Genomic DNA, 26,895 nt, shown 5'->3' with positions numbered 1-26,895 from the left:
CGGGGCGGGTCACCGCGGCCGAGACGCACATCTGGCGACCGGGGGCGAACGAGGTGAACCGACGAGGCGGGACCAGGGGTCGCCCTGGTCCCGCCTTCTCATCTGCTGGTGCGGGGAACGCCGACGACTGAGCCCCCGCGATCCGAAGGAAGCGGCCGCCCGTCAGCCCTGCGACACGAGCTCGCGCCGCGCCCACTCCACCGTCTCGGCGGCAAGGGCGCCCCAGTCGCGTGAGGTGTCGAGCACGGCGGTCTCGAGGTGCGCGGCGAGCGGCGGCGACGGCGCGTAGAGGTAGTGCGGCGTGCCCTGCGCGCGGGCCTTCGCGTTGTAGGCGAACCGGTAGGGCAGCAGGTATATGGCCCGCGCGATGCCGCGGGGGGTGAGCGGGAGCGGCTCGGCCAGCCCCGTGAGGAACCGGACTCCCGAGTAGGGGACGACGCCCTGGTACATCAGGGCCGTCTCGTGGTCGAGCCAGCGCTTCCGGAACGGCTTCTGCGCGATCTCGAAGATGTGCCGGTCGCGGCGCAGCGACCCGACCCGCCCCGCGAACGTGCTGGTCACGCCGAGGATGTTGATCCACGTGACGCCGCCGACGCGGCGGTCGGCCGCCGGCGCCCACCCCGGCGGCACGCCGTAGAAGAGGCACTGGGCCTGGTCGGCGAGGTCGGTGGGGCGGCCGTGCCCGAGCGCGAAGTAGTGCGCGTCGGGAAGCTCGTCGGCGGCCCGCGCGAGCGCGGCGAAGGCGTCGGGGTCGAAGAGGTAGTCGTCCTCGTTGTAGGCGACGACGTCACCGTGGTCCCACCCGAGCAGGTCCGGGAGGTCGAGGGCGAACCGGTAGCTGGCCTGCGGGCCGACCGGGCCCCGCGGCGTCGAGTACACCGGGCCGTGGCGCCGCATGAGGGCGGCCCGATGCTCCGCGATCGGCCCGTCGTTGGCGAACACGACCTCGACGTCGGCCCCGGACTCCCGCGCCCGGCCCGCCGCCCGGAGGAACGAGGCCAACGCCATGTCCTTGTCGTAGTACGCGGGGCGGCCCTTGCCGTTCTCGCCGCCGTAGGACCGGTACACCAACCGAACGGTCACAGCCGTCCACCTCCCGCTACTCGATCGCCCCCAATCTTCCTCCTGCGCGGCGCACCCACAGCAGGGCGGTGACTGCCCCGGCGAACCTCGTTGAACCGCTTGACGATCGCCCCCGGGAGCGGGTCAAAGGGCCCTCAGTTGCCGGTCGGCCCGGCCGACAGGGAGGGCACCGACGACGCCACCCGAGAGGCATCATGTTCGCCACCCCCGCCACCGCGGCCACGACGGCGCTGCTGTGCCTCGGCCTCACGGCGTCCACCGCCATCGCTTCGCCCGGCCCGACGACCACCCCGGACCCGCCGCCGCAGACGTTCGTCGCGCCCGCCGATCCGGGCGCGATCCTCACGCCCGCGCCGACGGTCGTGCGCACGTCCGGCCGGCGCCTCGCCGCCGCTGCCCCCGCCACGGCCCCATGCGTCGCGAGCGCGGAGCAGCCCGTCCCGGACGGCGCCCCCATCCGGATCGACTATGCCCCGGCGCCGACGTTCACCATCGGCGCGATGGCCCCGGAGATCTGGCGCAAGCCCCCGGTCGCCGACCCCGCGTGGCTGCTGTGGTTCTACAGCTTCAGGTGGATCTCGCCCTCGGTGCGCCGGGCCGTCGACGACGGTCAGATGCGCTCCCGCGACGCCCTCATCGGCCAGGTCATGGAGTTCTACCGCGGCAACCCCGATCGCGGCACGAACGCCGCTGGGTGGGACGAGGGCAGCTCGCTGCGCCGGCTCGAGACCGTCAACTGCCTGTACCGCATGACCCGCGACCCGCGCCTCGTCGCCGCGATGAAGGCCGAGGCGGCCGTGCAGTTCGGGCCGCGCTACTACGGGCCGCCCTACCGCCGCACCCACAACCACGGCCTCATGGCGAACCTGCGGCTCGTCGACGCCGGCCTGCTCATCGGCCGACCCGACTGGGTACGCGCCGCGAGCGCGCGGATTCGGGCGGAGGCGGGCTCGGCGTTCACCCGGCTCGGGACGTCCCACGAGCAGTCGTCGGCCTACCAGCTCGTCAACCTGGGCCTTTGGGCCGGCGCGGCCCGCTCGCTCGCGCAGCTCAACCCGACCGACCCGACCGTGCGCGCCATCAACGGGACCGTCGCGCGGGCGACCAACGTGGCCCAGTGGCTCACCGAGCCCGACGGGCGCCTCGCGCAGTACGGCGACGCCGGCCACACCCCCGGGATGCCGGCTCCCGCCCGCCGCGACGTGGGCGTGTTCCGCGACGACGCCGGCGGTCTCGTCGTCGGCCGCGACTCCTGGTCCTCGCCGCTCGGCAACCACTACACGCTGCGGTACGGGCCGCGGCAGTGGGCGCACGGGCACCCCGACAAGACGAGCCTCACGTGGTCGACCGCCGGGACGCGCGTGCTCGTCGGCACCGGATACGGCGCCAACGACCCGCGGAGCCCCTACGTGACCTACCAGAAGTCGGTCGCCGCGAACAACGTCGCCGTCCCCGACCGCCGCCGCTACGACACCCGCGCCACCGCCGCCGTCACCGCGACGAGCCTGCGCCGCGGCACCCGCACCTGGGTGCTCGCCGACCGCGCGCACGGCCTCGCCCACAAGCGGACCGTCGCCGTCACCGATGCCACCCGCACCGTGTCCGTCAGCGACGCGTTCGCCCGCGGCGCCGCGACCCAGTACTGGCACCTCGGGCCGGAGTGGCAGGCCGTGTCGTTGCGCGCCGGCCGCACCACGATGTCGTTCCGCCATCCCGACGGCCGCACCCTGACGATCCGCACCACCGGCCGCCTCGCCTCCGCCGTGCGCGGCGCCACCCGCCCCGTCGCGGGCTGGCACTTCCCCGCGTTCGGCCAGCGGGTGCCCAACTGGGAGCTGCGCATCCGCTGGACCGCCGGCACCGCCACCACGACGTTCCAGGTGCGCTGACGGCGGGTGTGCTCCCCCGGGAGGGGTTTCCGGGCGCGGTAGCCGTGAGGTCGGGCGGGGAGAGGCCCGGCATCGACGAGCCCGCTCGGCACGTGGCCGATGCGAACGGCCGGGGGCCGATCGGGGGTGAGCGCCGGGCATCGACTCATCCGCTCGACGACGGGTGCCGCTGACAGGGCAGGGGCTGACCGAACGGGCAAGCGAGCATAGTTCAACCGTTTCGGACTAGGTGATAAATTACTGATCAGTAGCCTTCTTTCGTTCGCCAGTTCGAGCAAAACTGGACGAGTGACCACCACCGTCGAGCTCACGAGCGAGGGTGAGGTGTCCGCCGCTCTGGCCGACGCCCTCGCCGCGATCGACGACGCCCGGAGTGCGCTCACACGCCTGCCCGAGGAGTCGCTCGGCAAGACGTTCGCGGCCCTGACCCGCCTGCGGGCGGTCGCGGAGGGCGCGGCGCTGGCGACGCTCGTCGAGGCCACCCAGCGGGGCGTCGTCTCGTCCTCGGATCACCCGACCCCGGCCGGCTGGGCGCGGGAGACCGCAGCGGCGGGCGGGGTCACGCTGACGGCGTCGTTCGCGTCCGACCTCGCGAAGGCGGCGGCCGGCGCCGACGACGGGGGCATGACCCGTCTCATGGGCGCGGCGACGGCCGGGCGAATCGGAGCCCACGAGACCGCGGCCGCGCTCCGGGAGTTCCGGGCGATGCGGCCCCGGATCCCCGCCGCGCTGTGGGACGTCGCGACCGACACGCTCGTCGACTACCTCGCCTCCGGGGTGGGCGTGCGGCGCCTGGCCGAGGCGCACGAGGCGATCATCGCCAACTACGGCGACGAGGGCGAGTTCGAGGAGCGCGCCCGCGTCCAGCGCCGGCTGCGCAGCTTCGGGGAGTTCCGCACCGACGCTTCCGGCATGTACGTGGCCACCCTGCGCCTCGACCCCGGCGCACATGCGCAGGTCGCCGCGGTCCTCGACGCCCGCTCCGCGGCGTTCGTCCGGCCCGACGGCACCACCGACGCCCGCGACCGCGCCCAGCGCCGCGCCGACGTGCTCGTCGAGGTCCTCACCCACGTCGGCACCGACCCCACCGCGCTGCCCGAGACCCGCCCCGGGTCCGCGACCCGCGCGCAGGTCGTCGTCACCCTCACCGCCGAGCAGCTCGCCGACCACGGCCGCCGCGGGTACGCCACCACCGAGACCGGCCAGCCCCTCTCCTTCGACCTCATCGACCGGCTCGTCTGCGACGGCGGCCTCACCCCCGTCGTCCTCGACCGCCACACCGGCCGCCCCGGGGCGGACGACGAGGGCGCCGGTTCTCTCGGGCAGAGCGGAGGGGGTGGGCACGTCCTCGACGTCGGCCGCCGCTTCCGCCTGGCGACCGCCCGGCAGCGGACCCTGCTGTCGGTCCGCGACGGCGGCTGCACCTTCCCCGGCTGCGACCGGCCGCACAGTTGGACCGAGGCCCACCACCTCATCCCCTGGGGCCTCGGCGGCCCCACCGACGTCGACCACCTCGCGTCGCTGTGCGCGCGCCACCACGACGTCGTCCACGCCCGGCACTACGCCGCGACCGTCACCGCCGACGGCGTGGTCTGGGACCTCACCCCCCGGCCCGACTGGCCGGGCCACGAACCACCCCGCCCCAGCCCCGACGGCCGACCCGCGTCGATCCGCATCACCGGGCAACCCCGCACCGGCGCCGAGCTGAGCCACACGCTGCGGCGGGCCGCCGCGCACCCCCGATCACCGGGCGAGTTCCACACCCTGCACCTCGACTTCGCCACCCTCCTGACGCTCGACGAGCGCTGACGGGCCGGCGCGTCCGCCCGCCCGGGGCCGTGGACTCCCCGGGCGGGCGAAGCCTCCGGCGCGACACCGCGATTGGCCGACACGCCGGAGGGCACTCACTGCCCCACCGGTGGGCACAGAACAGGCGCACCATGACGGCGTGAGCACCATCGGGTGCTCGCGTGGGGCACGTTTCATCAGGGGTTTCATCATGTTCAGCACGTCGAGGTCCGTCCCGTCCATCCGTCGGTCGACCACCCTGCGCCGCGCGGCGGTCCTGTCCCTCGGGGCGGGGCTCCTGGGCGCCACCGCCGCCCCCGCGACGGCCGCCCCCGCCACCGCCTCGACCTCGTTCCCGGCCACGCGCGCGAGCGCCCCGGCCGCCGCGCCGACCCGGACGGCGACCGCCGCCGCGCGGCTCGTGTCCCGCGCCGACATCGACGGCGACGGCCGCGCCGACCGGACGACCATCGCCCGCACCACCGCCCACGGCGACCTGGCGTGGCGGCTCACGACGCGCACCGCCCGGGGCCGGTCCTCGAGCGTCGTCGTCGAGACGCCCTGGCTGTTCGGCGAGCCCGCCTGGTACGGCGCGGCCGCCCTCGACGGCGCGCCCGGCGCGGAGATCGTCGTGCGCAGCGGGTTCGGGGCGCACACGGCGATGTTCCGGATGTTCTCGTGGCGCGGCGGCCGACTCGTCGCGCAGGCCGACCCGTCGACGGGCGACGCCGAGTGGAGCACCGACGGCGCCCTCTCCGTGAGCAAGGGCTACCGGTTCGCCACCCGCCGCGGCGTCACCACCCTCACGGCCTCGATCTACGAGCGCGACTTCTCCCGGAACCCGAACGTCATGGACGGTACCGTCCGCACCTACACGTGGCGCTCGGGGGCGTGGCGCGCGACGTCCGTGCACACCGGCCGCGTCCTCGACTCCAGCCCCCACGTCGCGAACGCTTACGGCTGGAACGCCACCGGCCTGCCCCGCGACTGATCTCGTCGCGACAGGAGGACGAGCCGGGTCTCGGGCGGTTCGCGGCCTGATCGCTCCGCCTCGCCGCGGCCGCCCCTGTCGCACCGACTCCGTCGCACCTCCCCACGGTCGCCGATCGTCCGGCGGCCGGCACGCCGCCGGGCCGCCGCGGGACCGAGCGCGCCACCTCCCCCCGACCAACGTCGTCGCACCTCCCCACGGTCGCCGCCGGCCCGCCATCATCCGGGCGGCCGGAACACCGGCAGGCCACCGCGGGACCCGGGCGCATGCTCCCCACGACCGACGTTGTCGCACCTCACCACGGTCGCCGTCGGCCCTCCATCGTCCGGCGGCCGGAACGCCGCCGGGCCACCGCGGACCGATCACGCCACCTCGTTGCGGCCGAACTTGTCGAAGCTCTCCCCGGTCGCCGCCCCGTCTGTGTCGCCCCGCTGCAGTGTTTGCCGCGGGCGTCGGTCGGACTCGGACAGCGGGCGTTCATGCCACGGCTTGTCGGCATAGCCCCTCTCGGCGCGACGTCGCTTGACACCGGGGATCCTCGAGCGTTCGACGGGCCGTTACCGAATCGTGATGTGCGCGATGCTGGGGTGACCCGAGCAGCGGCCGTACGGAAAAGGACAGCGCTGCCCGGACGGCGGCGCGGGCCGCAGGATGCGCGCCCGGATCACGGATGATCACGAGAGAAGGACCTCATGGGCAAGCACTCCGCGCCGCGGCGACCCCGCACACCGCTCGCCGCCTCCCGCGGCACCGCGCTGCTCGGCGGGTCCGCCGCCCTCGCCGTCGCGTTCACCGGCCTGACGCCCCTGGCCTCCGGAGCCGTTTCCGACGCGATTGCCACCCCCATCGACGGCTGCGGAAGAGTCGACAGCGTCTCGGTGACCGGCTCGGGATCGAGCTACACGCTCGAATTCCCCACGGTCCTTGTCCCATCCGACCCCGCAAACCCTCGATCGCCGAAGATCATGGCCACCGAGCAGATGGCCCTCAACGGCAACACCTGGACCTGGACCCGGCGCTCCAACTACATCGACAGCTTGGCCGTCAAGGGGCTCACGTTCCGCGTCGTCGACGACCAAATGCAGCACGTGCGCATCGACGGCGCGAGCGCCCGCGGCACCGACACCTTTGTCCTGACGAACGAGGACTGCGTCGAGCCCGAAGAGCCCACGTTCGACGACCTGCCCGGCAAGGCGAACGACACGCTCACCGTGCCCACCACGACGGGGGTCGTGTACTCCCCCAAGTCGGGCACGCAGCCGGGCAAGGGCACCGTCACGGTGACCGCCACGGCGGCGAAGGGGTACCGCCTCGCCGACGAGGACGGCACGCCGATCCCGCTGAGCCAGACGCGGTGGACGCACACGTTCGACCCCAGCCGGACCGTCGCGGTGCCGGACACGGCCGTGCCGACCTTCAAGCTCGCCGAGCCCGCGGAGCCGGGCGCGAAGAGCACGAAGCCGAACCCGAACGTCGTCGTCACGGCAGTGGACGGCATCACGTGGATCGTCGACGGCAAGCCGGTCAAGGCGGACGCGAAGACCCCGCTCGTCGAGGTGCCGATCGGCACGAAGACGAAGGTCGTCGTCACCGCCACCCCCGTCGACCGCGAGACCGTCCTCGATGGCCGGACGACGTGGACCGTCACCGAGGCCACCTGCATGCCCCTGCCGAAGAAGCCCGCGATCGTCGCGCCGCTGCACGAGGCCGGCATCGGCCGGCGCTCGGTCGTGCGCTGGGCGCCGCCGTACCTGTCGAAGGACCGGTTCACCTACGACGTCCAGTTCCGCACCGCGCCGACGCGCAACGCGTGGGGCGAGGAGATCCCGACCACCTGGAGGCCGTGGCTCGCGGGCACCAAGGCGCTCTCGGCGAACCTCAGCGGCCTGCCCGGCGGCGTCTACCAGGTGCGGATCAGCGCCCGCCGCGCCGGGATCGAGGCCACACCGTGGACCTCCCCGACCACCGTGTACGTGCCCCTCGACGTCACGAGCGGCCCCCGCGGCTGGGTGCGCACGCCCGACAAGACGGCGATCGGCGGCACCCTCGTGGGCACCACCCGCGCCGGCGCCTCATGGTCCGTGCGCACGGCGAAGACCGACAAGGTCCTCCTGTGGTTCGCGACCGGCCCCCTCGGCGCCAAGGCGCGCGTCTACGTCGACGGCCGGCCCGCCGCCCTCATCAACACGTACGCGCCCAAGGGCGCAGCCGCGTGATGATCAAGGCCGTCCCCGTCCGATGGGGCGCCCACACGGTCAAGGTCGTCGACGTCCCCACGGGCAAGCGCAACCTGCTCCGCCTCGACGGCATCGCCTATGGCCGCTGACCCCCACCCCCGCGGGGGCGCCACATCGTGAGATGACGGTTGTGACCGGGGGCGGACGATCCGCGCCGGTCAGAGGTGACATCTCAACAGCCGGACGCGCCCTCAGCCGGACGTGCCCTCATCGCAGGCGGTGGGGGCGAACGCTGACACCCACCCACCCGGGGCGGACGCCGCATCCTGAGATGACGGTTGTGACCGAGGGCGGACGATCCGCGCCGGTCAGACGTGACATCTCAACAGCCGGACGCGCCCTCAGCGCAGGCGGTGGGAACGAACGCTGACACGCTGACACCCACCCACCACGGGGGTGCCACATCGTGAGATGACGGTTCTGACCGACGGCGGATGATTCCGGCCGGTCAGACGTGACATCTCAACAGGTGGATGCCTCAGCCGGAGGCACTCTCAGCCCAGGCGTTCGCGCAGGCGCGCGCCCTTCGCGTGGGCCTGGTCGCGCAGGTCGCGCTGGAAGTCGAGCATCCTCGACCGGAGCGCGGCCGCGTCGTCGCCGCCGCCGGAGGCGAGGATCCGCACCGCGAGGAGGCCGGCGTTGCGGGCCCCGCCGACGGACACCGTCGCCACCGGTACGCCGGCAGGCATCTGCACGATCGAGAGCAGCGAGTCCATCCCGTCGAGGTGCTTCAGCGGCACCGGCACCCCGATGACCGGCAGCGGCGTCACCGCCGCGAGCATCCCGGGCAGGTGGGCCGCGCCCCCGGCCCCCGCGATGACGACCCGGAGGCCGCGGTCGGCCGCCCGCTGCCCGTACTCGATCATCTCGGTGGGCATCCGGTGCGCCGAGACGACGTCGGCCTCGTAGGCCACGCCGAACTCCTCGAGCGCCTGCGCGGCGGCCTCCATCGTGGGCCAGTCGCTGTCGCTGCCCATGACGACCCCGACGAGGGGGGCGGTCTCACTCATGCGGTCCTCCGGTGTCGGCGGGCGGTTCGTCGGGCGGGGTCTGCTCGGGCGGGTTGGCGTCGGCCGGGCGGACGACCTCGAGGCCCGGGATGACACGCAGCGACGCGAGTTGCTCGCTTGATCGGGCGGGGTTTCGTCGGGCGGGCGTCATTCGGTGACCGTCCCGCGCAGGTAGTCGCAGGCGTGGGCGGCGCGGGCGCGCAGGTCGCCGAGGTCGTCGCCGCACACGTTGACGTGCCCGATCTTTCGCCCCGGCCGCACCCCCTTGCCGTACAGGTGCATCTTCAGCCCCGGGTCGCGCGCGAGGAGGTGCTTGTACGTGCCGTACAGCTCGGGATACTCCCCGCCGAGCACGTTGCCCATGACGGTCCACCGCGCGCGGGGTGTGGTCGAGCCGAGCGGCAGGTCGAGCACCGCCCGCAGGTGCTGCTCGAACTGGCTGGTCACGGCCCCGTCGATGCTCCAGTGCCCGCTGTTGTGCGGGCGCATCGCGAGCTCGTTGACGACGTAGCTGGTCCCGCCGGGCGCGTCCGCGTCGGGCACCTCGAACATCTCGACGGCCATGACGCCGGTAACGCCGAGCTCGCCCGCGATCCGCAGCCCCGCCTCGACGAGGGTGCCGGCCAGCTCGTCCGACAGTCCCGGCGCGGGGGCGAGCACCTCGGTGCAGATGCCGCCCACCTGCACCGTCTCGACGACGGGCCACGCCGACGCCTGCCCGCTCGGGCTGCGCGCCACGAGCACGGCCAGCTCCCGGACGAACCCGACCCGCTCCTCGGCGAGGATCCCGTCCTCGAACGGCGCCTGCCCCGCCCGCGCGGCCTCGAGCCAGTCGGCGGCCTGCTCCGGCGCGTCGACGACCCGAACTCCCTTGCCGTCGTAACCGCCCCGCGGGGTCTTGAGCACGAGCGGCCATCCGGCCTGCGCCCCGAACGCCTCCAGGTCGGCCCGCGTCCGGACCCGGGCCCAGCGCGGATTCGCGACCCCGATCGCCTCCATCCGCTCCCGCATCGCGAGCTTGTCCTGCGCGAACCGCAGCGCCGCCGGCGACGGGTGCAGCGGCACCCCGTCGGCCTCGAGGGCGGCGAGGACGGGCCCCGGAACGTGCTCGTGGTCGAAGGTGACGACGTCGCAGTCGCGGGCGAAGGCCCGGACCGCCTCGAGGTCGTCGCACGCCCCCACCGGCGCGGCCGGCACGACGAGCGCGGCGCTCGCGTCGGGCGACTCGGCGAGGACGTCGAGGGTGACGGCCAGCCCCACCGCCGGCGGCGCGCACATCCGCGCCAGCTGGCCTCCGCCGATGATGCCGACGACCGGGAATCCGCCGGGTGCGCGTCTGGGGGTGCTCACGCCGGTGAGACTACCGGCGCCCCCGCCCGCGAGGCCGTCCGCCCCGACGGCGCTCCCGCGCCACGGCCCCCTCGCCGGCCCCCTCGTCGCAGGCCCGTTCCCTCCGCCCCATTCCCTCCTGCGCCGCCCGCTCGCCGCGAAGCCGCTCACCCGCACGCCTCGCACTTCCCGCCTCGCGCGTCCGACAGTCCGACTCGCGCCGACGCGACCGCACCGCTCCCGGAGCCCGACCGAGTCCCCCGCCGCCACAGCCACCCCCAGCCCCGCCGACGGTCCAGCTCCCGCCCAGCCTGATCCGTATGCTGTGGAGTCACCGCTGTCGCGCCGCCCGCCCGGCCCTCCGGGCGCCGCCGAGCCCGGCTCGCGCCCCGCCGGCCACCCGGCCCGACCCCGACCCCGACTCGAGGAGCCGTCGCATGAGCACGTCGCTGCGCGACCGCCTCCGGGGCTGGTGGGGGATGTTCCTCGCGGAGGCGGCCAAGTTCGGGGTCGTCGGCGGCATCGGCGTCTTCGTCGACATGGGCGCCTACGCGTTCTTCCGCTACGGCTGGTTCGGCCCGGAGCACGGGCCGCTGTACACGCACGCCAAGCTCGCCTCGGTGGCCGCCACCGCGGTCGCCACCCTCTTCTCGTGGGTGTGCAACCGGTACTGGACCTTCCGGGACAAGCGCAGCGACGACCTCGTCCGCGAAGGTCTGCTCTTCGCGGCCTTCAACGTCGTGGGCGCGCTCATCACCGTCGCCTGCGTGGCCCTCGCGATCGACGTCCTGCACGCCGACGCCCTCACATGGGAGTCCGTGGCCCGCGGCGTGGGGATCGGCCTCGGCACGCTGTTCCGCTTCTGGGCCTACCGCCGGTTCGTCTTCGTGCACGAGCTCCAAGATCTGACGCCCCAGCCGGCCGAGCGCTCAGTCCCCGCCCGCCGCGGCTGACCCGCCGCTCCCGCCCTCCGGCGCCGCCGTGGCCGCCTCGTCCTCGACGCCGGAGAGGAACAGCTCGAAGTGCGCCGGCCGCGGCGACACGAGCTCCAGGCGCCCGCCGTGCCGCTCCGCGAGGTCGCGGGCCAGGGGCAGCCCGATGCCGGTGCTCCTCGTGCTCGCGTGCCGCTCGAAGGCCCGGCGCGCCATGTCGGCCGTCATCCCCTCCCCCTCGTCGACGACGGAGACGACCACCGACGGCCCCGAGTGGCGCACGTCGATGCTCACGGTCCCGCCGCCGTGGACGAGCGCGTTCTCGACGAGGGTGCTGAGGATCTGCTCGAGCGCGGTCTCGGTCGACGTCACCCGCACGCCGCGGGCCCCCGTCACGGCGATCGAGCGGTGGTCGAGCTCGAACCGCGGCTGCCAGTGCCGCTGCAGCAGGACGAGGACGTGGTCCACCCGGACCGGCCGCGACACGTCCCCCGACCGCCGGCTGCGGGCGAGCAGGGTCGCCACCGTCGCGTCGAGGCGTTCCGCCTGCTCGATCGCGACCGCGGCCTCCTCCCGGACCGTGTCGATGTTGTCGGTCATGCCGATCTCCTCGAGCCGCATGAGCAGCGCGGTCAGCGGCGTGCGCAATTGGTGCGAGGCGTCGGCCGCGAATTCCCGCTCGCTCGAGAGCGCCCCGAGCAGCTGCCGCGAGCTGCGGGCGATGGACGAGCCGACCGCGTCGATCTCGGGCACCCCGACCGGCAGGTGCGCCGGGTCGTGGTCGCCGGTCCCGAGTCGCTCGGCCTGGCGGGCGACGACGTCGAGGAACCCCGCGATCGTGCGCGCCTCCCACTCGGCGTAGCGCTGCGCCCCGAGGGACGCGAGCAGCACCCCGAGGACGGCGCACGCTCCCACGAGCACCCCGCCGTCTTGGATGTCGCGCAAGTTCACGAACAGGGCTCCCGCCGTGCACAGGACCCCGACGAACCCCGCGGTCATCGCCGTCGCGACGAGCGCGGTGCGACGCAGGACGGCGTGCACGGCTAGGCGGCGGTCGTGGGGCGCTCGAAGCGGAACCCGACCCCGCGGACCGTCGTGATGAACGTCGGGCGGGCCACGTCGTCGCCGAGCTTGCGCCGCAGCACCGACACGTGCATGTCGAGCGTCTTCGTCGACCCGAACCAGCCCGTCCCCCAGACCTCCGACATGAGCTGTTCGCGGGAGACGACCTTGCCCTGTTCCCGCACGAGCACCCGCAGCAGATCGAACTCCTTGGCGGTGAGCTGGACCTCGACGTCGCCGGTGAAGACGCGCCGGGCCTGCACGTCGAGACGCACCCCGGCGTCCTGATCGGGGGCGTTGCGGCGCAGCAGGGCGCGCACCCGGGCGAGGAGCTCGGCGAGGCGGAACGGCTTGGTGACGTAGTCGTCGGCGCCGGCGTCGAGGCCGACGACGGTGTCGACCTCGTCTGCCCGGGCGGTCAGCATGAGGATGGGCGCGGTGCGCCCCTCGGCGCGCAGGCGCCGGCACACTTCGAGGCCGTCCATCCGCGGCAGGCCGAGGTCGAGCACGACGAGGTCGGGCCCCTCCCGCCCGACGAGGTAGGCCTCGAAGCCGTCCGCGCAGACCACGACCTCGTACCCCTCGCGACGAAGGGCCCTCGAGAGGGGATCGCTGATCGCAGAATCGTCTTCTGCCAGTAGCACCTTCGTCATGGCGCACATGTTATGTCCAGAGTTCCGATTTGGTCGGCGGATCGTCGACCCGGCGCGTCAGAGCGGGGACGGACGTCCCTGAACGGTCCGACGGGAACTGCGGGCGGTCGCGCCGATCGGACCGAGCGGTCACGCGCGGCCCCGCCCCGAGTGACCCAGGCCGCGCCGACCGGCCCCACCCCGCGCGACCCGGGCCTCGCCGTGCGCACCGCCCGGCCGTATTGAGCGGCTCGGCCGTGCGTGACGTCCGGCCGTGCCGCCCCGCGGGCCGGGACGCCCGACCTGTCCCGGGCGCCGACTCGGTGGCTCAGCGGCCCGGCCAGCGGGGGGAGCGCTTCTCGACGAATGCGGCCACGCCCTCGGCGCGGTCGCCGGAGAAGGCGGTGGCGCGCCAGGCGTTGTCCTCGATCTCGAGGCCGGCGGCGAGGTCGACGTCCGCGCCGAGCCGCATCGCCCGCTTGGCGTTGCGCAGCGCGACCGGCGAGTGCCGGGCGATACCGGCGGCCAGCTCGAGGGCGTGGGCGCGCGCCCCATCGGGCGCCAGCTCGTCGGCGAGCCCCATCCGCACCGCCTGCGTCCCGTCGACGCGGCGGGCGGTGAAGACGAGCGACGCGGCGCCGCCCCACCCGAGGCGCCGTGTGACGAGCTGGGTCCCGCCCCCGCCGGGGACGACGCCCACCGACACCTCGGGCAGCGCGAACGTCGCCCCCGGCGCCGCGACGATGAGGTCGCACGAGAGGGCGATCTCGCACCCGCCGCCGAGCGCGTACCCGTCGACGGCCGCGACCGCCGGGACCGGCAGGTCGAGGACGCTGCGGTACGCGGCGCGCGCGGTCGGCCGCTGGGCCACGAGCTCGGCGTCGGAGAGCGCGTTGCGCTCCTTGAGGTCGGCCCCCACGCAGAACGCCTTCGGGTGAGTGCTGCTCACGACGACCGCCCGCACGTCCCCCGCCTCCGCGAGCGCCGCGACCTGCGCACACGTGCGGGCGAGCGCGATCGCGAGGTCGCTGGAGACCGCGTTCATCGCCTCCGGGCGATCGAGGACGATCTCGGCCACGTGGCCCTCGTCACCGTGCCGCTCGAGGCGCACGAGCGGGCGGGTCGCCTCGACATTCGGGCCGGCCCCCCGCCCGGAACCGCCCTGACCGGTCGATCCGGACGGGGTGTCCGGCCCGGCGTCGCAGGTGTCGTCGGTGGTCTGTCGGCGGTCGTCGCTGCTCATGGCGCTCCCTCGCGCTCGGGGCCCGGGGTCCTCCGGGCGTTCTTCGGCAGCGTATCGACGCGGGGACCTCCCCCGCCCCCGCACTCGGGGGTCTCGGGCCGCCGCGAGACGGGCGTGTCCCGGATCGAAGACCCGTTCGGACGACATTGTCGCCACCTCCCGTCGCGAACGACCAGGTCACAGCGTCGGGCCCCCCACCGCACCTGCGCCCGTGTCGTCCGTACGGTTCTTCGATCCGCGGCACCCTCGCGAGTCGCCCTCCGGGCGCGGGCCGCGGCGGCGCGTCGGGGCCGCCAGGTCAGGGGCAGCGCCTCAGCGCTGTCGGCGTCGTCGTGGGGCCCGGCGCAGCGCCTCAGCGACAGCTTCCAGCGCGTCCGGGGTGGCGCCTCAGCGTCAGCGGGTCCGGGGTGGCGCGTCGGGCTCAGCGACAGCGGTTCAGGGGAGCGCCTCAGCTCGGCAGATCATGGCCGCCGGGTCAGGCGCGTCAACGACAGCGACAGCGTCGGCAACAGCGTCGGCCCGTGACGGCGCGTCGGCCTCAGCGACAGCGGGTCCGGGGCCACGCCTCAGTTCTACGGTTCAGGGCCGCCGGGTCAGGGTCGGCGCCGGGCGACCGGGCGGCGTCGGGCCGCCACGGGCGTGCGCCGCAGCTCCGAGAACGCGGTGACGCCGAGGCCGCGCAGGGCCCGCGGCGGGAGCGGGCGGGTCTCGAAGCCCGACAGGTTGCCCAGCTCGGCCGCGAGCGCGGCGTCGACGACGACGGTGTCGGGGCGGGCGATGCGCGTGAGGCGACTCGCCCGGTTGACCGTCGTGCCGAACACGTCGCCGAGCTGCCACAGGACCGGCCCGCGGGCCATCCCCACCCGCAACGACGGCATCGCCGGGTCCTGCGCGAGGGATTCGCACAGGTCCAGACCGATGGCCGCTGCCGGCGCGGGCCGCTCGCACGTGTAGACGACCTCGTCGCCGAGGGTCTTGACGATGCGGCCGCCGTGGGCCGTGACGATGTCGGCCGCGTGGGCCTCGAACTGCTGCACGAGCCGGGAGAGCTGCCGCTCCGAGAGCCGGCTGACGAGGCTCGTGAAGTCGACGAGGTCGGCGAACCCGACGCACCGTTCCGTCGACGTCGCGTCGTCGGGCATGCCCTCCGCGACGAGCGACCCGATCGCGGCCGCGAGGTGGCGCCGCCACGCGTAAACGAGCAGCGGCTCGAGGTCGTTGGCCGAGGCGACGAGGAACTCCGCGACCGACGCCCGGGCCTCCGGGCCGAGACGCTGGTCGAACAGGCCCTCCTCCGCCTCCTCGTCGGCCGCGAGCGTGGCCGCGAGGTCCGGCACCACCGGCGCCCCCGTCTCGTCGTCGGCCCCGCCCAACGCGGCCTCGACCCCAAGGGAGAGCTGCCAGGTCGCGAGCCGCTCGGCCGTACGCGCGAACGCCCGGGTCATCGCGAGCATCATCGCGTCGTCGAACGCCCCGGAGAGGTGGACGACCCGGTCCAGCGCGGCGAGGTCGGCGTCGGTGAACGACAGCTCGTCGTCGCCCATCGCCGGGAAGCCGAGCGCGTGCCAGAACCGGCGCGCCTGCAGCAGCGACACCCCCGCGCCCGCGCTCACCTCGCGCCTGCTGAGGGCGTGGCCGGCGCCGAGCAGCCGTTCCGCAGCGTCGCCACGACCGGGCGGCGGCGTCGCGTCGCCTGCGTGCCGTTCCCCCCCGGTCATGGTCCGATCATGCCCGAATCGCCCGCCCCGGTCGGCGATCCGAGCTCCGATCCTTCACGGGGAGAATCGGATTCGCCCGGCCGGACGTGCACGACGTCACCGGCCGACAGGACGCGCCTCCCCGAGGGGGTGTCGAGCAGGAGCGCGCCGTCGTCCCCGACCCCGGTCGCGCGCCCGCGCACGTCCCCGCCGGGCAGGTGGACGACGACGTCGCGGCCGATCGTCGCGCACGCCGCCCGGTAGGCGGCGTGCAGCGGGGCCACGTCTCCCTCCGCCCATCGGGCGTACCAGGGCGCGACGGCGTCGGCGACGGCGAGCGCCACCGCCGCCCGGTCGGGGGCCGGCATCCCCGCCGGGCGGGGCAGGCGGTGCAGCGACGTCGCCGTCGGGACCGGAAGGTCCTCGACGCCGACGTTGATCCCCACCCCCACGACGACGAGACCGCCGCCCGCCGAGGAGGACGAGCCCCACGCGCCGGCCGTCGGCGCGGACACCGCCTGCGCGAGGACGCCGCACACCTTGCGCCACGTCCCGTCGACGTCGGCGGCGAGCACGTCGTTCGGCCACTTGAGCGCAAACCGCCCCGAAGACCGCAGCAGCCCGGCGAGCGCGTCGCGGACCCCGAGCCCGGCGAGCAGCGGGATCCACCCGGGCGCCGGGTGATCGGCCGGCATCGGCAGGGTGAGCGACATCGCGAGCGACGTCCCGGGGGGCGAGGCCCACGTGCGTCCTCGCCGGCCGCGGCCGGCGCTCTGGGTGTCGGCGACGACGACCCGCCAGGCGCGCGGGTCGCGCAGGCTCACGGCGTTGGTCGAGTCCACCTCCCCGAGGACGTCGACGTGGCGCCACGGGCGCCCGGCGGCGCGGAGCTCCTCGCCGAGACGAGCGATCGAGGTCATGGCCCAAGGCTAGGGTGAGGGCATGAGTGAGGATGCTCGGCGCAGCGAGGCACCCGAGGTGGACCTGCACACGACGGCCGGACGGCTCGCCGACTTCCGCCGCCGCAACGACGAGGCCGTGCACGCCGGCTCGGCCCGCGCGGTCGAGAAGCAGCACGCCAAGGGCAAAAAGACGGCCCGCGAGCGCATCCAGGCGCTCCTCGACGAGGGCAGCTTCATCGAGACCGACGGGCTCGCGCGGCACCGCTCGACGAACTTCGGCCAGGAGGGCAACCGCCCGTACGGCGACGGCGTCGTCACCGGGTACGGCACCGTCGACGGGCGCACCGTGTGCGTCTTCTCGCAGGACTTCACCGTGTTCGGCGGGTCCCTCGGCGAGGTGTTCGGCGAGAAGATCGTCAAGGTCATGGACCTGGCCATGAAGATCGGGTGCCCCGTCGTCGGCATCAACGACTCCGGCGGTGCGCGCATCCAGGAGGGCGTCGCGGCCCTCGGCCTGTACGCCGAGATCTTCCGCCGCAACGTCCACGCGAGCGGCGTCGTCCCGCAGATCAGCCTCGTGCTGGGCCCGTGCGCCGGCGGCGCGGTCTACTCCCCCGCCATCACCGACTTCGTCGTCATGGCGGACCAGACGTCGCACATGTTCATCACCGGGCCCGACGTCATCAAGACCGTGACCGGCGAGACCGTCGACTTCGAGGAGCTCGGCGGCGCGCGCACCCACAACACGCGGTCCGGCGTCGCGCACTACATGGCCTTCGACGAGGACGACGCCATCGCCTACGTCCAGGAGCTGCTCTCCTACCTGCCGCAGAACAACCTCGACGACCCCGTCGTGTTCGAGGCCGAGCCGTTCGAGGGCACGACGCCGCAGGACGAGGCGCTCGACGCGTTCGTCCCCGATTCCGCCCACACGCCCTACGACATGCGCACCGTCATCGAGGCGGTCCTCGACGAGGGGGTCTTCACCGAGGTCCACGCCCTCTTCGCGCCGAACATCCTGTGCGGGTTCGGGCGCGTCGAGGGGCGCAGCGTCGGGGTCGTCGCGAACCAGCCGAGCCAGCTCGCGGGCACCCTCGACATCGACGCCTCCGAGAAGGCCGCCCGGTTCGTGCGCACATGCGACGCGTTCGGGATCCCCGTCCTCACGTTCGTCGACGTGCCCGGCTTCCTGCCCGGCACCGACCAGGAGTGGAACGGCATCATCCGGCGCGGGGCCAAGCTGTTGTACGCCTACGCCGAGGCGACCGTGCCGCTCGTCACCGTCATCACCCGCAAGGCGTACGGCGGCGCCTACGACGTCATGGGGTCCAAGCACCTCGGTGCCGACATCAACCTCGCGTGGCCGACGGCGCAGATCGCGGTCATGGGCGCCCAGGGCGCCGTCAACATCCTCTATCGGCGGCAGATCCAGAAGGTCGTCGACGAGGGCGGGGACGTCGAGGCGGCCCGCGCCGCCTTCGTCGACGAGTACGAGACGACCCTGGCCAACCCGTACGTGGCCGCCGAGCGCGGCTACATCGACGCGGTCATCCCGCCGTCGGAGACGCGCCGCCACGTCGTCCACGCACTTCGGGCGCTGCGCACGAAGCACAAGACCCTGCCCGCGAAGAAGCACGGCAACATCCCCCTGTGACCCGCCGGCGGTGACCGCGCGCCGCGCGCCACGCCACGCCACGAGACGCCACGAGACGCCATCGCCCGAGACGAAGGAGCGCCCGATGCCCGACGCCGACCCCGCCGACGTGAGCCCCCAGGCGCCCCTGTTCCGCGTGGTCGCCGGGTCGCCCGACGCGGCCGAGGTGGCCGCGCTCACCGCGGTCCTGCTCGCTTCCGGCGGCACCGACCCCGCCCCCGAGCCCACCCGGTCACGGTGGGCCGACCCCCGCCGGGCCCTGGACGCCGCCGCGCACCCCCGACGCTGACGGCCTCTGTCGCACCGTCGCTCGGCATTGCACCGCGCACGGACTCGCTCCGCGTCGTCGTCGTCGACTCCTCTACCGGCCGCCTGCGCGAGGTCGGCGCCTGACGCACGTCGGTGCCCCACCTGCGCGGAGGTGGGGCACCGACGGGTCAGCGAGAGGACGGGTCAGGGACGGTGGTGCCCCTTCGCGGCCTTCCGGTGGCCGGTGACGGCGGCGAGGGCGTCGACCGTGCCCTCGCCGTAGAAGGTGTTCTCGCGCGGCGAGCCGGTGCACGTGGCCGTGAACTCCGCCGGGCGGCCCGGGTAGGCGTACGGGGAGGCGGGGCACGGGGTGTCGGTCGCCGTCTTCAGCAGGATCCGCTCCGTCGTGCGGGCGTCGAGCTTCAGGCCACCGTGGGCGCGGTCCTTCTTGCCGTACCGGCCGACGATCAGCGCGGCCACACCCGCGGCGTGCGGCGCGGCCATCGAGGTGCCCTGCAGGTACTGGTAGTACACGCAGTCCCCCTTCTTCTTGCACTGCGAGACGATGAACGGGTCGCTGGACGCGCCCGTCGTCTTGTCGACCTTCGCGTTGGCGAGGGCGAGGGCCTTCGGCATGGGCGCGAGGACCATGTTCGTCGGCTTCGCGTAGGTCGGGGTGCCGAACCCCTCGCGGTAGGAGCCGCCGGGGGCGGCGACGTCGACGGACTCCGCGCCCCAGTTCGAGTAATCGGCCTTGATGCCCGACGGGCCCACCGACGACACGGTGATGACGCCGTTGCCCTGCGCCGGCAGGTTGAGGCAGCCCTTGTCGAGGGTGCGCTCGTACGCCTTGTCGGCCGGGTAGTTCGGGCTCGTCGCGTCCTTGGTGACGTGGTCGAGATCGAGGTGCTCGTTGCCGGCCGCCGCCACGAGGGTCACCCCGCGCTTGCGGGCGTAGTCGAGCGCGCGGTTCGTCGCCTTGATCGTCGCGGCCTGCTGGGCCTGCGCCTCCGGGCTGTCCTTGGGGTTGGCGGCGCAGTTGAACATCCACGGGTCGATGAAGAAGCTCATGTTGACGACGTCGATGCCGTGGTCGGCCGCGTAGGTGAGGGCGTTGACGGTCGCGTCGACGAAGAAGTACCCCGAGTCCTGCCCGACGCGCAGGTTGACGATGTCGGCCTTGGGCGCGACGCCCGCGATGCCGACGCCGTTGCGGGCCGCGGCGATCGTGCCGGCGACGTGCGTGCCGTGCTCGTTCTCGTCGACCGTGGCCGGATCCGAGCAGGACTTGTCGGGCTCGTCCTCGCACTTGCCGTCGATGTCGGGCTTGTCGGTGGTGAAGTTCCTCGAGAGCCGGTAGTCGAAGTTGGGCCGGATGTCCGGGTGCGCGGCCTCGACGCCGGTGTCCATGATCCCGACCTTGACGCCGTCGCCCTGCTCGACGCGGTGGGCGCGCCAGGCGTCGATCATCGCCATGTCCCACTGCAACCCCGCGAGCGGCTCGGTCGCGCTGCCGCCGGGCCGCGGCTTGGGCTTCGTCGTCGCCGACGTGGACGCGGCGAGCGCCCGAGCCCGGGTCGCTTTTTCGAGGGCGCGAGCCTGCGCGGGGGTCTGCGACGGCACCGCGCTGCCGATGCGTCGATCGGTCGTCACGCCGTCGACGGCGCCCGCGGCGCGGGCCCTGGCCGCGAACCCGGCGTCGGCGGAGTCCACCGTGTAGACACCGACGGCCGCGTTGACCGACCGGACCGTGCCGCCGGCGGCGGCCACGGCCGCCCGCACCTGCGCGTCGGCGACGCCGACCCGGGCGAGGACGAGGTACTGCTGGGTCGCGCTCGAGGCGCTCGCGCCGGAGCCGGCGCCCGCGGGAGCCGCCTGGGCGGGGGCCGCGGACAGGGTCGAGCCGACGAGGAGGAGGGCGCCGGCGGCGCGACACGTCTGTCGCTGGGAGGGGGTCATGAGCGCTCCAAGTGCCGTGTGAGGGGACCGGCGAGGACGCGAGAGAATCCGCGACGCCGCCGGGTGAGGCTGCCCCGACGGTACTCCCGAGGACCGACGGTGTCGTCCGTTTCCGCACGAACCGGGCCCCGCGCCCCGCGCCCGCACGTGCGCTCGAGCCAGGGCCACACCCGTGGGCGCACCGGAGCGGACCGGTCGCCCGCGCGGGCGTCCACCGGCCGCGGGCCCCGCGGAGGATGAGGATGAGCGAGGCGGCCCACGCGCGGTCGCCGGCAGCCTGCGTGACCTCGGTGCGGTCGTCGTCGGTCACCCTCGGCACGCGGCGCAGGGGTTCCGTGCGGATTCCGTGAGCTGCCGCGACGGCGGCGCCGGACCCGGCGGGACCCGTGAGAGCGCCCGGCCGTCTCGGGTAGCGTCGAGCGGGTGACGACAACGCCGACGACACCCCGCGAACCCACCGCCGTCGACCGTCTCGCCGAGGCGTACGTGGTCAGCCTCCTCGACCTCAGCCCCCTGTCGGCCACCGCCTGCGGGCTGCCGGGGCGCCACGACGAGATCGACGACCTCTCCCCCGCCGGCCACGAGGCCCTGGCGCGCCTGCGCACGGCCACCCTGGCCGACCTCGACGGGCTCGCCCCCGCCGACGAGGTGGACGAGGTGACGGTCCACGCCATGCGTGAACGCCTCGGGGTGGCCCAAGAGAGCTACGAGGCCGGCGCCGACCTCGCCTCCCTGAACGTCATCGAGTCACCGGTGCAGCACTGCCGCGACATCGTCGACCTCATGCCGACCGACTCGTCCGAGGACTGGGAGGTCGTCGCGGAACGGTTGCGGGCCGTGCCGCGGGCTCTGTCGCAGTACGCGGAGTCGCTGCGGGCGGCGGCCGCCCGCGGGATCGTCAGCCCGGTCCGGCAGGTCCGGGCGGCGGCGGCCCAGGCCGACGACTGCGCGGCCGAGGGTGGGTTCTTCGACGCGCTCACCCGCCGGGCCGCCACCGCCGACGGCCCGGTGGACGGCGCCGCGGCGCGTGCTCTGGCCGACGGGGCGCGCGAGGCGAGGCGCGGCTACGCCGATCTCGCCGAGGTCCTCCGCGGCGAGCTGCTCCCGGTCGCCCCGGAGTCGGACGCGTGCGGCCGCGAGAGGTACGAGATCGCCTCCCGCACCTTCCTCGGAACCGCCGTCGACCTCGACGAGACGTACGCCTGGGGCCAGGAGGAGCTCGCGCGCATCGTCGCGGAGATGCGCCAGGTGGCCGACCGCGTGGTTCCCGGCGGCAGCGTCGCCGACGCCGTCGCCGCCCTCGACGCCGACCCTCGCTACGCCCTGGAGGGCACGGAGGCGTTGCGCGCCTGGATGCAGGAGACCTCCGACCGCGCGATCGACGACCTCGCGGGTACGCACTTCGACGTGCCGGAGCCGCTGCGCACCCTGGAGTGCCGCATCGCCCCCACCCAGACCGGTGGCATCTACTACACGGGCCCCGCCGACGACTTCTCCCGCCCCGGGCGCATGTGGTGGTCCGTCCCCGAGGGCGTCACCCGCTTCGCCACGTGGCAGGAGCGGACCACCGTCTACCACGAGGGCGTCCCCGGGCATCACCTGCAGGTCGGCCAGAGCGTGTACGCCCGCGACACGCTCAACACGTGGCGCCGCCAGTTCGCGTGGACGTCCGGTCACGGCGAGGGGTGGGCGCTCTACGCGGAGCGCCTCATGGCCGAGCTCGGGTACCTCGCCGACCCCGGCGATCGCCTCGGGTGGCTCGACGCGCAGTCGCTGCGCGCGGCCCGCGTCGTCATCGACATCGGCGTGCACTGCGAGCTGCCGGCCCCGGCGTCCGTCGGCGGCGGCGCCTGGACCTACGACAAGGCGTGGGCGTTCCTGCGGGCGCACACGAACCTCGCCGAGGAGGTGGCCCGCTTCGAGCTCGACCGCTACCTGGGGTGGCCGGGCCAGGCCCCGTCCTACAAGATCGGCGAGCGGAGCTGGCTCCGGCTGCGCGACGAGGCGCGGGCGGCCGACGGCGCGGGCTTCGACGTCCGCGAGTTCCACCGCCGCGCACTGGGGCTCGGCAACCTGGGCCTCGACACGCTCCGGTTCGCCGTCCTCGCCGACCGCCGCCCCCGGCACGACTGACCGGGTCCCGTCGGCGGCAGCCCACCGGCTGTCGTCGACCCCGCGACGCCGGCGCCCGGACGCCCAGTCCCCGGCACCGACCCCACTCCTGGAACGAGGCTTCTCCGATGACCGACCCCACGTCCACGCCTCCGGCCGAGCCGGCGGGCTCCGACGCGACCCTGCTCCTCGCCTCGGCCTCCCCCGCCCGGCTGGCCACGCTCCGCGCCGCGGGGGTATCCCCACGGGTCCTCGTGAGCGGGGTGGACGAGGACGTGGCCCTCGCCGACGCCCGTGCCCGGTACGGGGAGCTGGCGCCGGCCGACGCCGCCCTCGTCCTCGCGCGCGCGAAGGCCGAGGCCGTCGCCGCCGCGGTGGAGGCGTCCGAGGACGACGACGACGTCATCGTCCTCGGCTGCGACTCCGTCCTCGAGATCGACGGCGCGATGTACGGGAAGCCGGGCGACGCGGCGACGGCCCGGGATCGGTGGGCGACGATGCGCGGCGGCTCCGGGGATCTGCACACCGGTCACTGGCTCGTCGACCTGCGCGCGGACGGCACCGGCGGCACCCTCGGACAGACCGCGACGACGACCGTCCACTTCGCCGACCTCGACGACGACGAGATCGACGCCTACGTCGCGACCGGTGAGCCGCTCGCCGTGGCCGGCGCCTTCACCCTCGACGGGCTCGGCGGCCCGTTCGTCGAGCGCATCGAGGGCGACCCGCACAACGTCGTCGGCGTGAGCCTGCCCCTGCTGCGGCAGCTCCTCCTCGAGATCGACGTCCCGTGGGCGTCGCTCTGGCCCCGCGGGCGGTGATCCGGCCGGGGCGACGCGGGCCGAGGTCGGTCGGCGTCGCCCCGCATCGTCCGCTGGTCAGCTGTCATTGGCGCCAGGTCGAGTCGACTCTGCGCGCCGACAGGTGCCGGACCTCGGCACGCCCGCCCTCGGACCACAGCGAGACGCCGCGTCCTCGCGCGTCCGGGAACACGAGATCGGACATGACGAGGGCTCCGCCGTCGGCGAAGACCTCGACGCTGTTGCTGTCGACGAGCACGCGCAGGTGCACGAGTCCGTTCCGCACCTTCAGCGGTGCCCGGTGGACGGCCGGGAACGCGGCGCTGAATCCCGTGGCACCCGACGCCCGCCGGTCGATGAAGAGCTCCCCGGAGCTGCGGTCCACCCCGATGCGGGTGCGATGACCCGCCCCGACCAGCACGTCCACCCCGGCCTTGTCGGCCCGCCAGAGGTCGAGAGCGACGCGCAGATCGAGCTGACGACCCGAGATCCTCGTGGGCCGTGTCCCGTTTACTGCGACGTTGCGCAGGTCGGTCGGCGGCGTCGTCTCGAGCGTGTCGAACTGCGCGACCGGACGGGACGCCAGGGCCCAGGCCCCGCCGCGGCGGACGAGAGACAGCTCGCGCGGGACGGTGAAGGAGCTGCGCCACGGTGACGTCGGGGTGGTGCCCGCGTAGAGCCAGTTGTTCATCCAGGCGATGGAGATGCGCTTGCGCCGCGGTGCGTCGTTCCAGGTGACCGCCGCGTAATGGTCCGCGCCCTCGTCCAGCCAGTGGGCGCGCTGGAGCGAGGTCGTCGCGGCCCGCGTAGAGAGAGTGAACTGGTCGGCGAGGATGTGTCCGAACCCGCCGGTGTTCCGATCCACGATCCGGATCCGCGCGTTCTTCCCCCTGAGGGCGCGCACGTCCCAGCTCCGCCAGTCGAGGTTCTCGTCGTTCGCGCCGGTCGTGGAGCGGACGACCCTCCCGCCCACGACGAGGTCGACGGAGGTGTCCGTGGCGACCGGTTTCGCCGGGGCGTCCGCGGCGACGATCTGGTCCACGAGCACGTGCCCCCACCCACCCGTGTGTCGATCCACGATCTGGATCCGGGCCTGTTTGCCGCGCACGCTCGCGAGGTCCCAGTCGATCCAGTTCAGCGCCTCGCTGTCGGAGCCCGTGGCCGTGCGCACGACCTTGCCGTCGACGAGCAGGTTGACCGCGGTGGGGTTCTCTCCGCTCATCGGGCGGTTGCCGCCCCCCACCAGCAGCGACAGGGTCGGCGACGTCACGGTGAAGGCCGGGGACGTGAGCGTTCCGGTGGTCTCGTCGCCGGCGAGGAAGGTGTTGACCAGACGCCTGCCCTGGAAGCCGGACACGGGCTGCTGGGTGCCGATCGTGCCCGCCGCCGGGCCCTTCGAGGCCAGCCCGCCGGTCGCGGTCCAGCCCTGCGGCCAGGTCGTCGACTCGAAGTCGGCGATGACGCGCCCGACCGGTGCCTGCCCGCCGGTGACCGCTCCCGGAACCCTCGGGTGGGCGCCGCCGCCCACGAGGAAGTTGAGGTGGTCCGCGTCGATCCGGAAGGCGGGTGAGGTGAGCGTCCCGGTGGCCGCGTCCCCTCCGTGGAAGCTGTTGACGTGGCCCGCCCCGACCCAGCCGCGGACTCCCGCCTGCCCGGGCAGGTTCCCGGCCGCGGGGCCGGTCCCGAAGGCCGTGCCGGTTGCCGTCCACGACCCGAACGTTCCGGTGTCGAACGATCCGAGGCTCCGTCCACGGGGCGCCACGTACGGCTTCTCGTCCGGGGTGAACGTCGTGCCGTCGAAGTCGCCGACGAAGTACTGGGCGCCCGAGCCACCTTGGGGGCCGCCCGGGTTGAGGTTGACGATCATCACCCACTTGGCCTTGCCGCCCCGTGGGGTCGGCAGCGGGAACAGGTCGGGGCACTCCCAGACTCCCCCGGTGGCGTTCATCGGCCCGAAGTCGGACTCGTGCGTCCAGGTCTTCAGATTGCGGGAGGAGTAGATGGCCACCTGACGGTCCAACGCTTTGGCCACGACCATCACCCAGGCGCGCTTGCCGGCGTGCCAGAACACCTTGGGGTCGCGGAATTCGCCCGAACCGATGTCGAGCACCGGGTTTTCGGCGTACTTCGTGAAGGTCCGACCGTTGTCGAGGCTGTAGGCGAGCGCCTGGGACTGGTTCCCCGCCTTGGCGGACGTGTACACCGCCACCATGGCCGGCTTGCCGGGGCGCCCGAATCCGGAGGTGTTCGCGGTGTCGACGACGACGCTGCCGGAGAAGACGCCCTCGGTCGCATCGAACGGGATGGCGACCGGGAGCTCGGTCCAGTGGACGAGGTCACGGCTCACGGCGTGGCCCCAGGACATGTTGCCCCAGTCGTTGCCGAGCGGGTTGTGCTGGTAGAAGAGGTGGTACTCGCCCTCGTAGTAGACGAGTCCGTTCGGATCGTTGACCCAGTTCTTCGCGGGCGAGTAGTGATACTGCGGCCGGAACGGCTCCGAGTACGGGGCCGGGGCCGGGGCCGGCGTCCCCGGGGCCTTCGGCTCGCTCGAGGCGGCCGGCACGGGCGCGATCGTCGTCGCCAGGAGGCACGACGTGAGCGCGAGCGAACGACGGATGACGTGCGGGGTCCTCTGGAGCATCGGTGGTCCTGGTGGCGAGCAGGGGGCACTGCATCCAAGCCGCGTCAGCTCCGGTGACGCGAAACCCTAGCGCAGACAACGCAATTCGCGCCTGCTCCGGGACGATCCGATGCTCCGGCGCCCGCCGGCACGCACCGCGGACGCCCTCACCCACCGAGGGGGGACCGCGACAGGGACCGGACACGCCAGGCTGCGGGCATGACGGGCTCCGGGCATGTCTGGCTCCGGGCACGACAGGGTCCGGACATGACAGTAGGGGCCGCACCCGAAGATGCGACCCCCACCATGCAAATATTGTCCGGCGGCGTCCTACTCTCCCACACCGTCACCAGTGCAGTACCATCGGCGCTGTTGGGCTTAGCTTCCGGGTTCGGAATGGGACCGGGCGTTTCCCCAACGCTATGACCGCCGTAACCCTCTCGGGACACGACACTCCCTCCACCCACCCCCCACCAAGGGGGGGGACAGGCAGGGGTTCATGTTCCGGGAACCGCACAGTGGACGCGTAGCATCTTCATGGTGTCAAGTCATCGGCTTATTAGTACCAGTCAGCTCCACACATTACTGTGCTTCCACATCTGGCCTATCAACCCAGTAGTCTAGCTGGGAGCCTCTCACCCACAAGGGGCATGGAAACCTCATCTCGAAGCGTGCTTCCCGCTTAGATGCTTTCAGCGGTTATCAC

At 73.9% G+C, this 26,895-nt stretch carries 19 protein-coding genes and 2 rRNA genes; 9 read left to right on the top strand and 12 right to left on the bottom strand.

Going from position 1 to position 26,895, the window contains the following annotated elements; translation table 11 throughout:
* Positions 1-162: 162 nt before the first annotated feature.
* Positions 163-1,083 carry a hypothetical protein gene (locus ICW24_RS03735; RefSeq protein WP_226344374.1) on the bottom strand — a complete coding sequence of 307 codons (921 nt, stop codon included), beginning with the start codon at positions 1,081-1,083 and terminating at the stop codon, positions 163-165.
* A gap of 194 nt (positions 1,084-1,277) precedes the next feature.
* Between ICW24_RS03735 and ICW24_RS03730 the strand changes: the two genes are divergently transcribed.
* The 4 genes from ICW24_RS03730 to ICW24_RS03715 all read left to right on the top strand — a co-directional run bounded on the left by ICW24_RS03730 (position 1,278) and on the right by ICW24_RS03715 (position 7,967).
* The gene (locus tag ICW24_RS03730) at positions 1,278-2,972 is read left to right on the top strand and encodes a heparinase II/III domain-containing protein (RefSeq protein WP_226344373.1); all 1,695 of its coding nucleotides are present in this window, start codon (positions 1,278-1,280) and stop codon (positions 2,970-2,972) included.
* Positions 2,973-3,260: 288 nt separating this feature from the next.
* The gene (locus ICW24_RS03725; protein WP_226344372.1) at positions 3,261-4,781 is read left to right on the top strand and encodes an HNH endonuclease signature motif containing protein; all 1,521 of its coding nucleotides are present in this window, start codon (positions 3,261-3,263) and stop codon (positions 4,779-4,781) included.
* Positions 4,782-4,971: 190 nt separating this feature from the next.
* Complete coding sequence (locus tag ICW24_RS03720; RefSeq protein WP_226344371.1) at positions 4,972-5,751, top strand: hypothetical protein; 780 nt, start codon at positions 4,972-4,974, stop codon at positions 5,749-5,751.
* Between the two features lie 692 nt (positions 5,752-6,443).
* Positions 6,444-7,967 carry a hypothetical protein gene (locus ICW24_RS03715; protein WP_226344370.1) on the top strand — a complete coding sequence of 508 codons (1,524 nt, stop codon included), beginning with the start codon at positions 6,444-6,446 and terminating at the stop codon, positions 7,965-7,967.
* 515 nt (positions 7,968-8,482) lie between these two features.
* Here ICW24_RS03715 and purE read toward each other — a convergent pair.
* Both purE and ICW24_RS03705 read right to left on the bottom strand, forming a co-directional pair.
* Entirely contained in the window at positions 8,483-8,998 is a 516-nt protein-coding gene (gene purE, locus ICW24_RS03710) for a 5-(carboxyamino)imidazole ribonucleotide mutase (RefSeq protein ID WP_226344369.1), read from the bottom strand.
* A gap of 147 nt (positions 8,999-9,145) precedes the next feature.
* Positions 9,146-10,348, bottom strand: coding sequence for a 5-(carboxyamino)imidazole ribonucleotide synthase (locus tag ICW24_RS03705; RefSeq protein WP_226344368.1), 1,203 nt, complete (start codon positions 10,346-10,348; stop codon positions 9,146-9,148).
* Between the two features lie 416 nt (positions 10,349-10,764).
* Here ICW24_RS03705 and ICW24_RS03700 point away from each other — a divergent pair, with 416 nt between their 5' ends.
* Positions 10,765-11,280, top strand: a complete 516-nt coding sequence (locus tag ICW24_RS03700; RefSeq protein ID WP_226344367.1) for a GtrA family protein — start codon at positions 10,765-10,767, stop codon at positions 11,278-11,280.
* Here the strand turns inward: ICW24_RS03700 and ICW24_RS03695 are convergent.
* From ICW24_RS03695 to ICW24_RS03675, 5 genes are all read right to left on the bottom strand, one after another.
* Positions 11,257-12,300 carry a sensor histidine kinase gene (locus tag ICW24_RS03695; RefSeq protein ID WP_226344366.1) on the bottom strand — a complete coding sequence of 348 codons (1,044 nt, stop codon included), beginning with the start codon at positions 12,298-12,300 and terminating at the stop codon, positions 11,257-11,259. The two genes, ICW24_RS03700 and ICW24_RS03695, sit on opposite strands and share 24 nt — an antisense overlap.
* A gap of 2 nt (positions 12,301-12,302) precedes the next feature.
* On the bottom strand, positions 12,303-12,974 hold the full coding sequence (locus tag ICW24_RS03690) for a response regulator transcription factor (RefSeq protein WP_226344365.1): 672 nt from the start codon (positions 12,972-12,974) through the stop codon (positions 12,303-12,305).
* A 307-nt stretch (positions 12,975-13,281) separates the two neighbouring features.
* Positions 13,282-14,196 (bottom strand): enoyl-CoA hydratase/isomerase family protein, encoded by a 915-nt coding sequence (locus ICW24_RS03685; RefSeq protein ID WP_226344364.1) that lies wholly within the window; start codon positions 14,194-14,196, stop codon positions 13,282-13,284.
* Between the two features lie 593 nt (positions 14,197-14,789).
* A complete protein-coding gene (locus tag ICW24_RS03680) occupies positions 14,790-15,914 on the bottom strand; it encodes an adenylate/guanylate cyclase domain-containing protein (protein WP_226344363.1) in 1,125 nt (374 codons plus the stop codon).
* Positions 15,911-16,813 (bottom strand): biotin--[acetyl-CoA-carboxylase] ligase, encoded by a 903-nt coding sequence (locus ICW24_RS03675; RefSeq protein ID WP_226344362.1) that lies wholly within the window; start codon positions 16,811-16,813, stop codon positions 15,911-15,913. The genes ICW24_RS03680 and ICW24_RS03675 overlap by 4 nt, the downstream gene beginning before the upstream one ends.
* 22 nt (positions 16,814-16,835) lie before the next feature.
* Here ICW24_RS03675 and ICW24_RS03670 point away from each other — a divergent pair, with 22 nt between their 5' ends.
* Positions 16,836-18,449 (top strand): acyl-CoA carboxylase subunit beta, encoded by a 1,614-nt coding sequence (locus tag ICW24_RS03670; protein ID WP_226344361.1) that lies wholly within the window; start codon positions 16,836-16,838, stop codon positions 18,447-18,449.
* Between the two features lie 85 nt (positions 18,450-18,534).
* The gene (locus ICW24_RS03665; RefSeq protein ID WP_226344360.1) at positions 18,535-18,738 is read left to right on the top strand and encodes an acyl-CoA carboxylase subunit epsilon; all 204 of its coding nucleotides are present in this window, start codon (positions 18,535-18,537) and stop codon (positions 18,736-18,738) included.
* Positions 18,739-18,902: 164 nt separating this feature from the next.
* On the opposite strand, the gene ICW24_RS03660 is transcribed toward ICW24_RS03665, so the two are convergent.
* Positions 18,903-20,657 carry a S8 family peptidase gene (locus tag ICW24_RS03660; protein WP_226344359.1) on the bottom strand — a complete coding sequence of 585 codons (1,755 nt, stop codon included), beginning with the start codon at positions 20,655-20,657 and terminating at the stop codon, positions 18,903-18,905.
* A 423-nt stretch (positions 20,658-21,080) separates the two neighbouring features.
* On the opposite strand from ICW24_RS03660, the gene ICW24_RS03655 reads away from it, so the two are divergent.
* A complete protein-coding gene (locus tag ICW24_RS03655; protein ID WP_226344358.1) occupies positions 21,081-22,790 on the top strand; it encodes a DUF885 domain-containing protein in 1,710 nt (569 codons plus the stop codon).
* 107 nt (positions 22,791-22,897) lie between these two features.
* Positions 22,898-23,590 (top strand): Maf family protein, encoded by a 693-nt coding sequence (locus tag ICW24_RS03650; protein ID WP_226344357.1) that lies wholly within the window; start codon positions 22,898-22,900, stop codon positions 23,588-23,590.
* A gap of 64 nt (positions 23,591-23,654) precedes the next feature.
* On the opposite strand, the gene ICW24_RS03645 is transcribed toward ICW24_RS03650, so the two are convergent.
* The 3 genes from ICW24_RS03645 to ICW24_RS03635 all read right to left on the bottom strand — a co-directional run.
* The gene (locus ICW24_RS03645; protein ID WP_226344356.1) at positions 23,655-26,210 is read right to left on the bottom strand and encodes a GH32 C-terminal domain-containing protein; all 2,556 of its coding nucleotides are present in this window, start codon (positions 26,208-26,210) and stop codon (positions 23,655-23,657) included.
* Between the two features lie 296 nt (positions 26,211-26,506).
* Positions 26,507-26,623 (bottom strand): 5S ribosomal RNA (gene rrf, locus ICW24_RS03640).
* A gap of 105 nt (positions 26,624-26,728) precedes the next feature.
* Positions 26,729-26,895 (bottom strand): 23S ribosomal RNA (locus ICW24_RS03635); the annotation flags it as partial.

This window comes from Agilicoccus flavus (assembly GCF_014857905.1).
Classification (GTDB): Bacteria; Actinomycetota; Actinomycetes; order Actinomycetales; family Dermatophilaceae; genus Agilicoccus; species Agilicoccus flavus.
This window is presented reverse-complemented; position numbering and strand designations above follow the sequence as displayed.

Excerpts from the sequence above, each read along its gene's own strand:
- ICW24_RS03680 (WP_226344363.1), bottom strand. The coding sequence starts at position 15,914 with ATGACCGGGGGGGAACGGCACGCAGGCGACGCGACGCCGCCGCCCGGT.
- ICW24_RS03700 (WP_226344367.1), top strand. The coding sequence starts at position 10,765 with ATGAGCACGTCGCTGCGCGACCGCCTCCGGGGCTGGTGGGGGATGTTC.
- ICW24_RS03685 (WP_226344364.1), bottom strand. The coding sequence starts at position 14,196 with ATGAGCAGCGACGACCGCCGACAGACCACCGACGACACCTGCGACGCC.
- ICW24_RS03730 (WP_226344373.1), top strand. The coding sequence starts at position 1,278 with ATGTTCGCCACCCCCGCCACCGCGGCCACGACGGCGCTGCTGTGCCTC.
- ICW24_RS03690 (WP_226344365.1), bottom strand. The coding sequence starts at position 12,974 with ATGACGAAGGTGCTACTGGCAGAAGACGATTCTGCGATCAGCGATCCC.
- ICW24_RS03650 (WP_226344357.1), top strand. The coding sequence starts at position 22,898 with ATGACCGACCCCACGTCCACGCCTCCGGCCGAGCCGGCGGGCTCCGAC.
- ICW24_RS03670 (WP_226344361.1), top strand. The coding sequence starts at position 16,836 with ATGAGTGAGGATGCTCGGCGCAGCGAGGCACCCGAGGTGGACCTGCAC.
- ICW24_RS03665 (WP_226344360.1), top strand. The coding sequence starts at position 18,535 with ATGCCCGACGCCGACCCCGCCGACGTGAGCCCCCAGGCGCCCCTGTTC.
- ICW24_RS03715 (WP_226344370.1), top strand. The coding sequence starts at position 6,444 with ATGGGCAAGCACTCCGCGCCGCGGCGACCCCGCACACCGCTCGCCGCC.
- ICW24_RS03720 (WP_226344371.1), top strand. The coding sequence starts at position 4,972 with ATGTTCAGCACGTCGAGGTCCGTCCCGTCCATCCGTCGGTCGACCACC.
- purE (WP_226344369.1), bottom strand. The coding sequence starts at position 8,998 with ATGAGTGAGACCGCCCCCCTCGTCGGGGTCGTCATGGGCAGCGACAGC.
- ICW24_RS03660 (WP_226344359.1), bottom strand. The coding sequence starts at position 20,657 with ATGACCCCCTCCCAGCGACAGACGTGTCGCGCCGCCGGCGCCCTCCTC.
- ICW24_RS03675 (WP_226344362.1), bottom strand. The coding sequence starts at position 16,813 with ATGACCTCGATCGCTCGTCTCGGCGAGGAGCTCCGCGCCGCCGGGCGC.
- ICW24_RS03645 (WP_226344356.1), bottom strand. The coding sequence starts at position 26,210 with ATGCTCCAGAGGACCCCGCACGTCATCCGTCGTTCGCTCGCGCTCACG.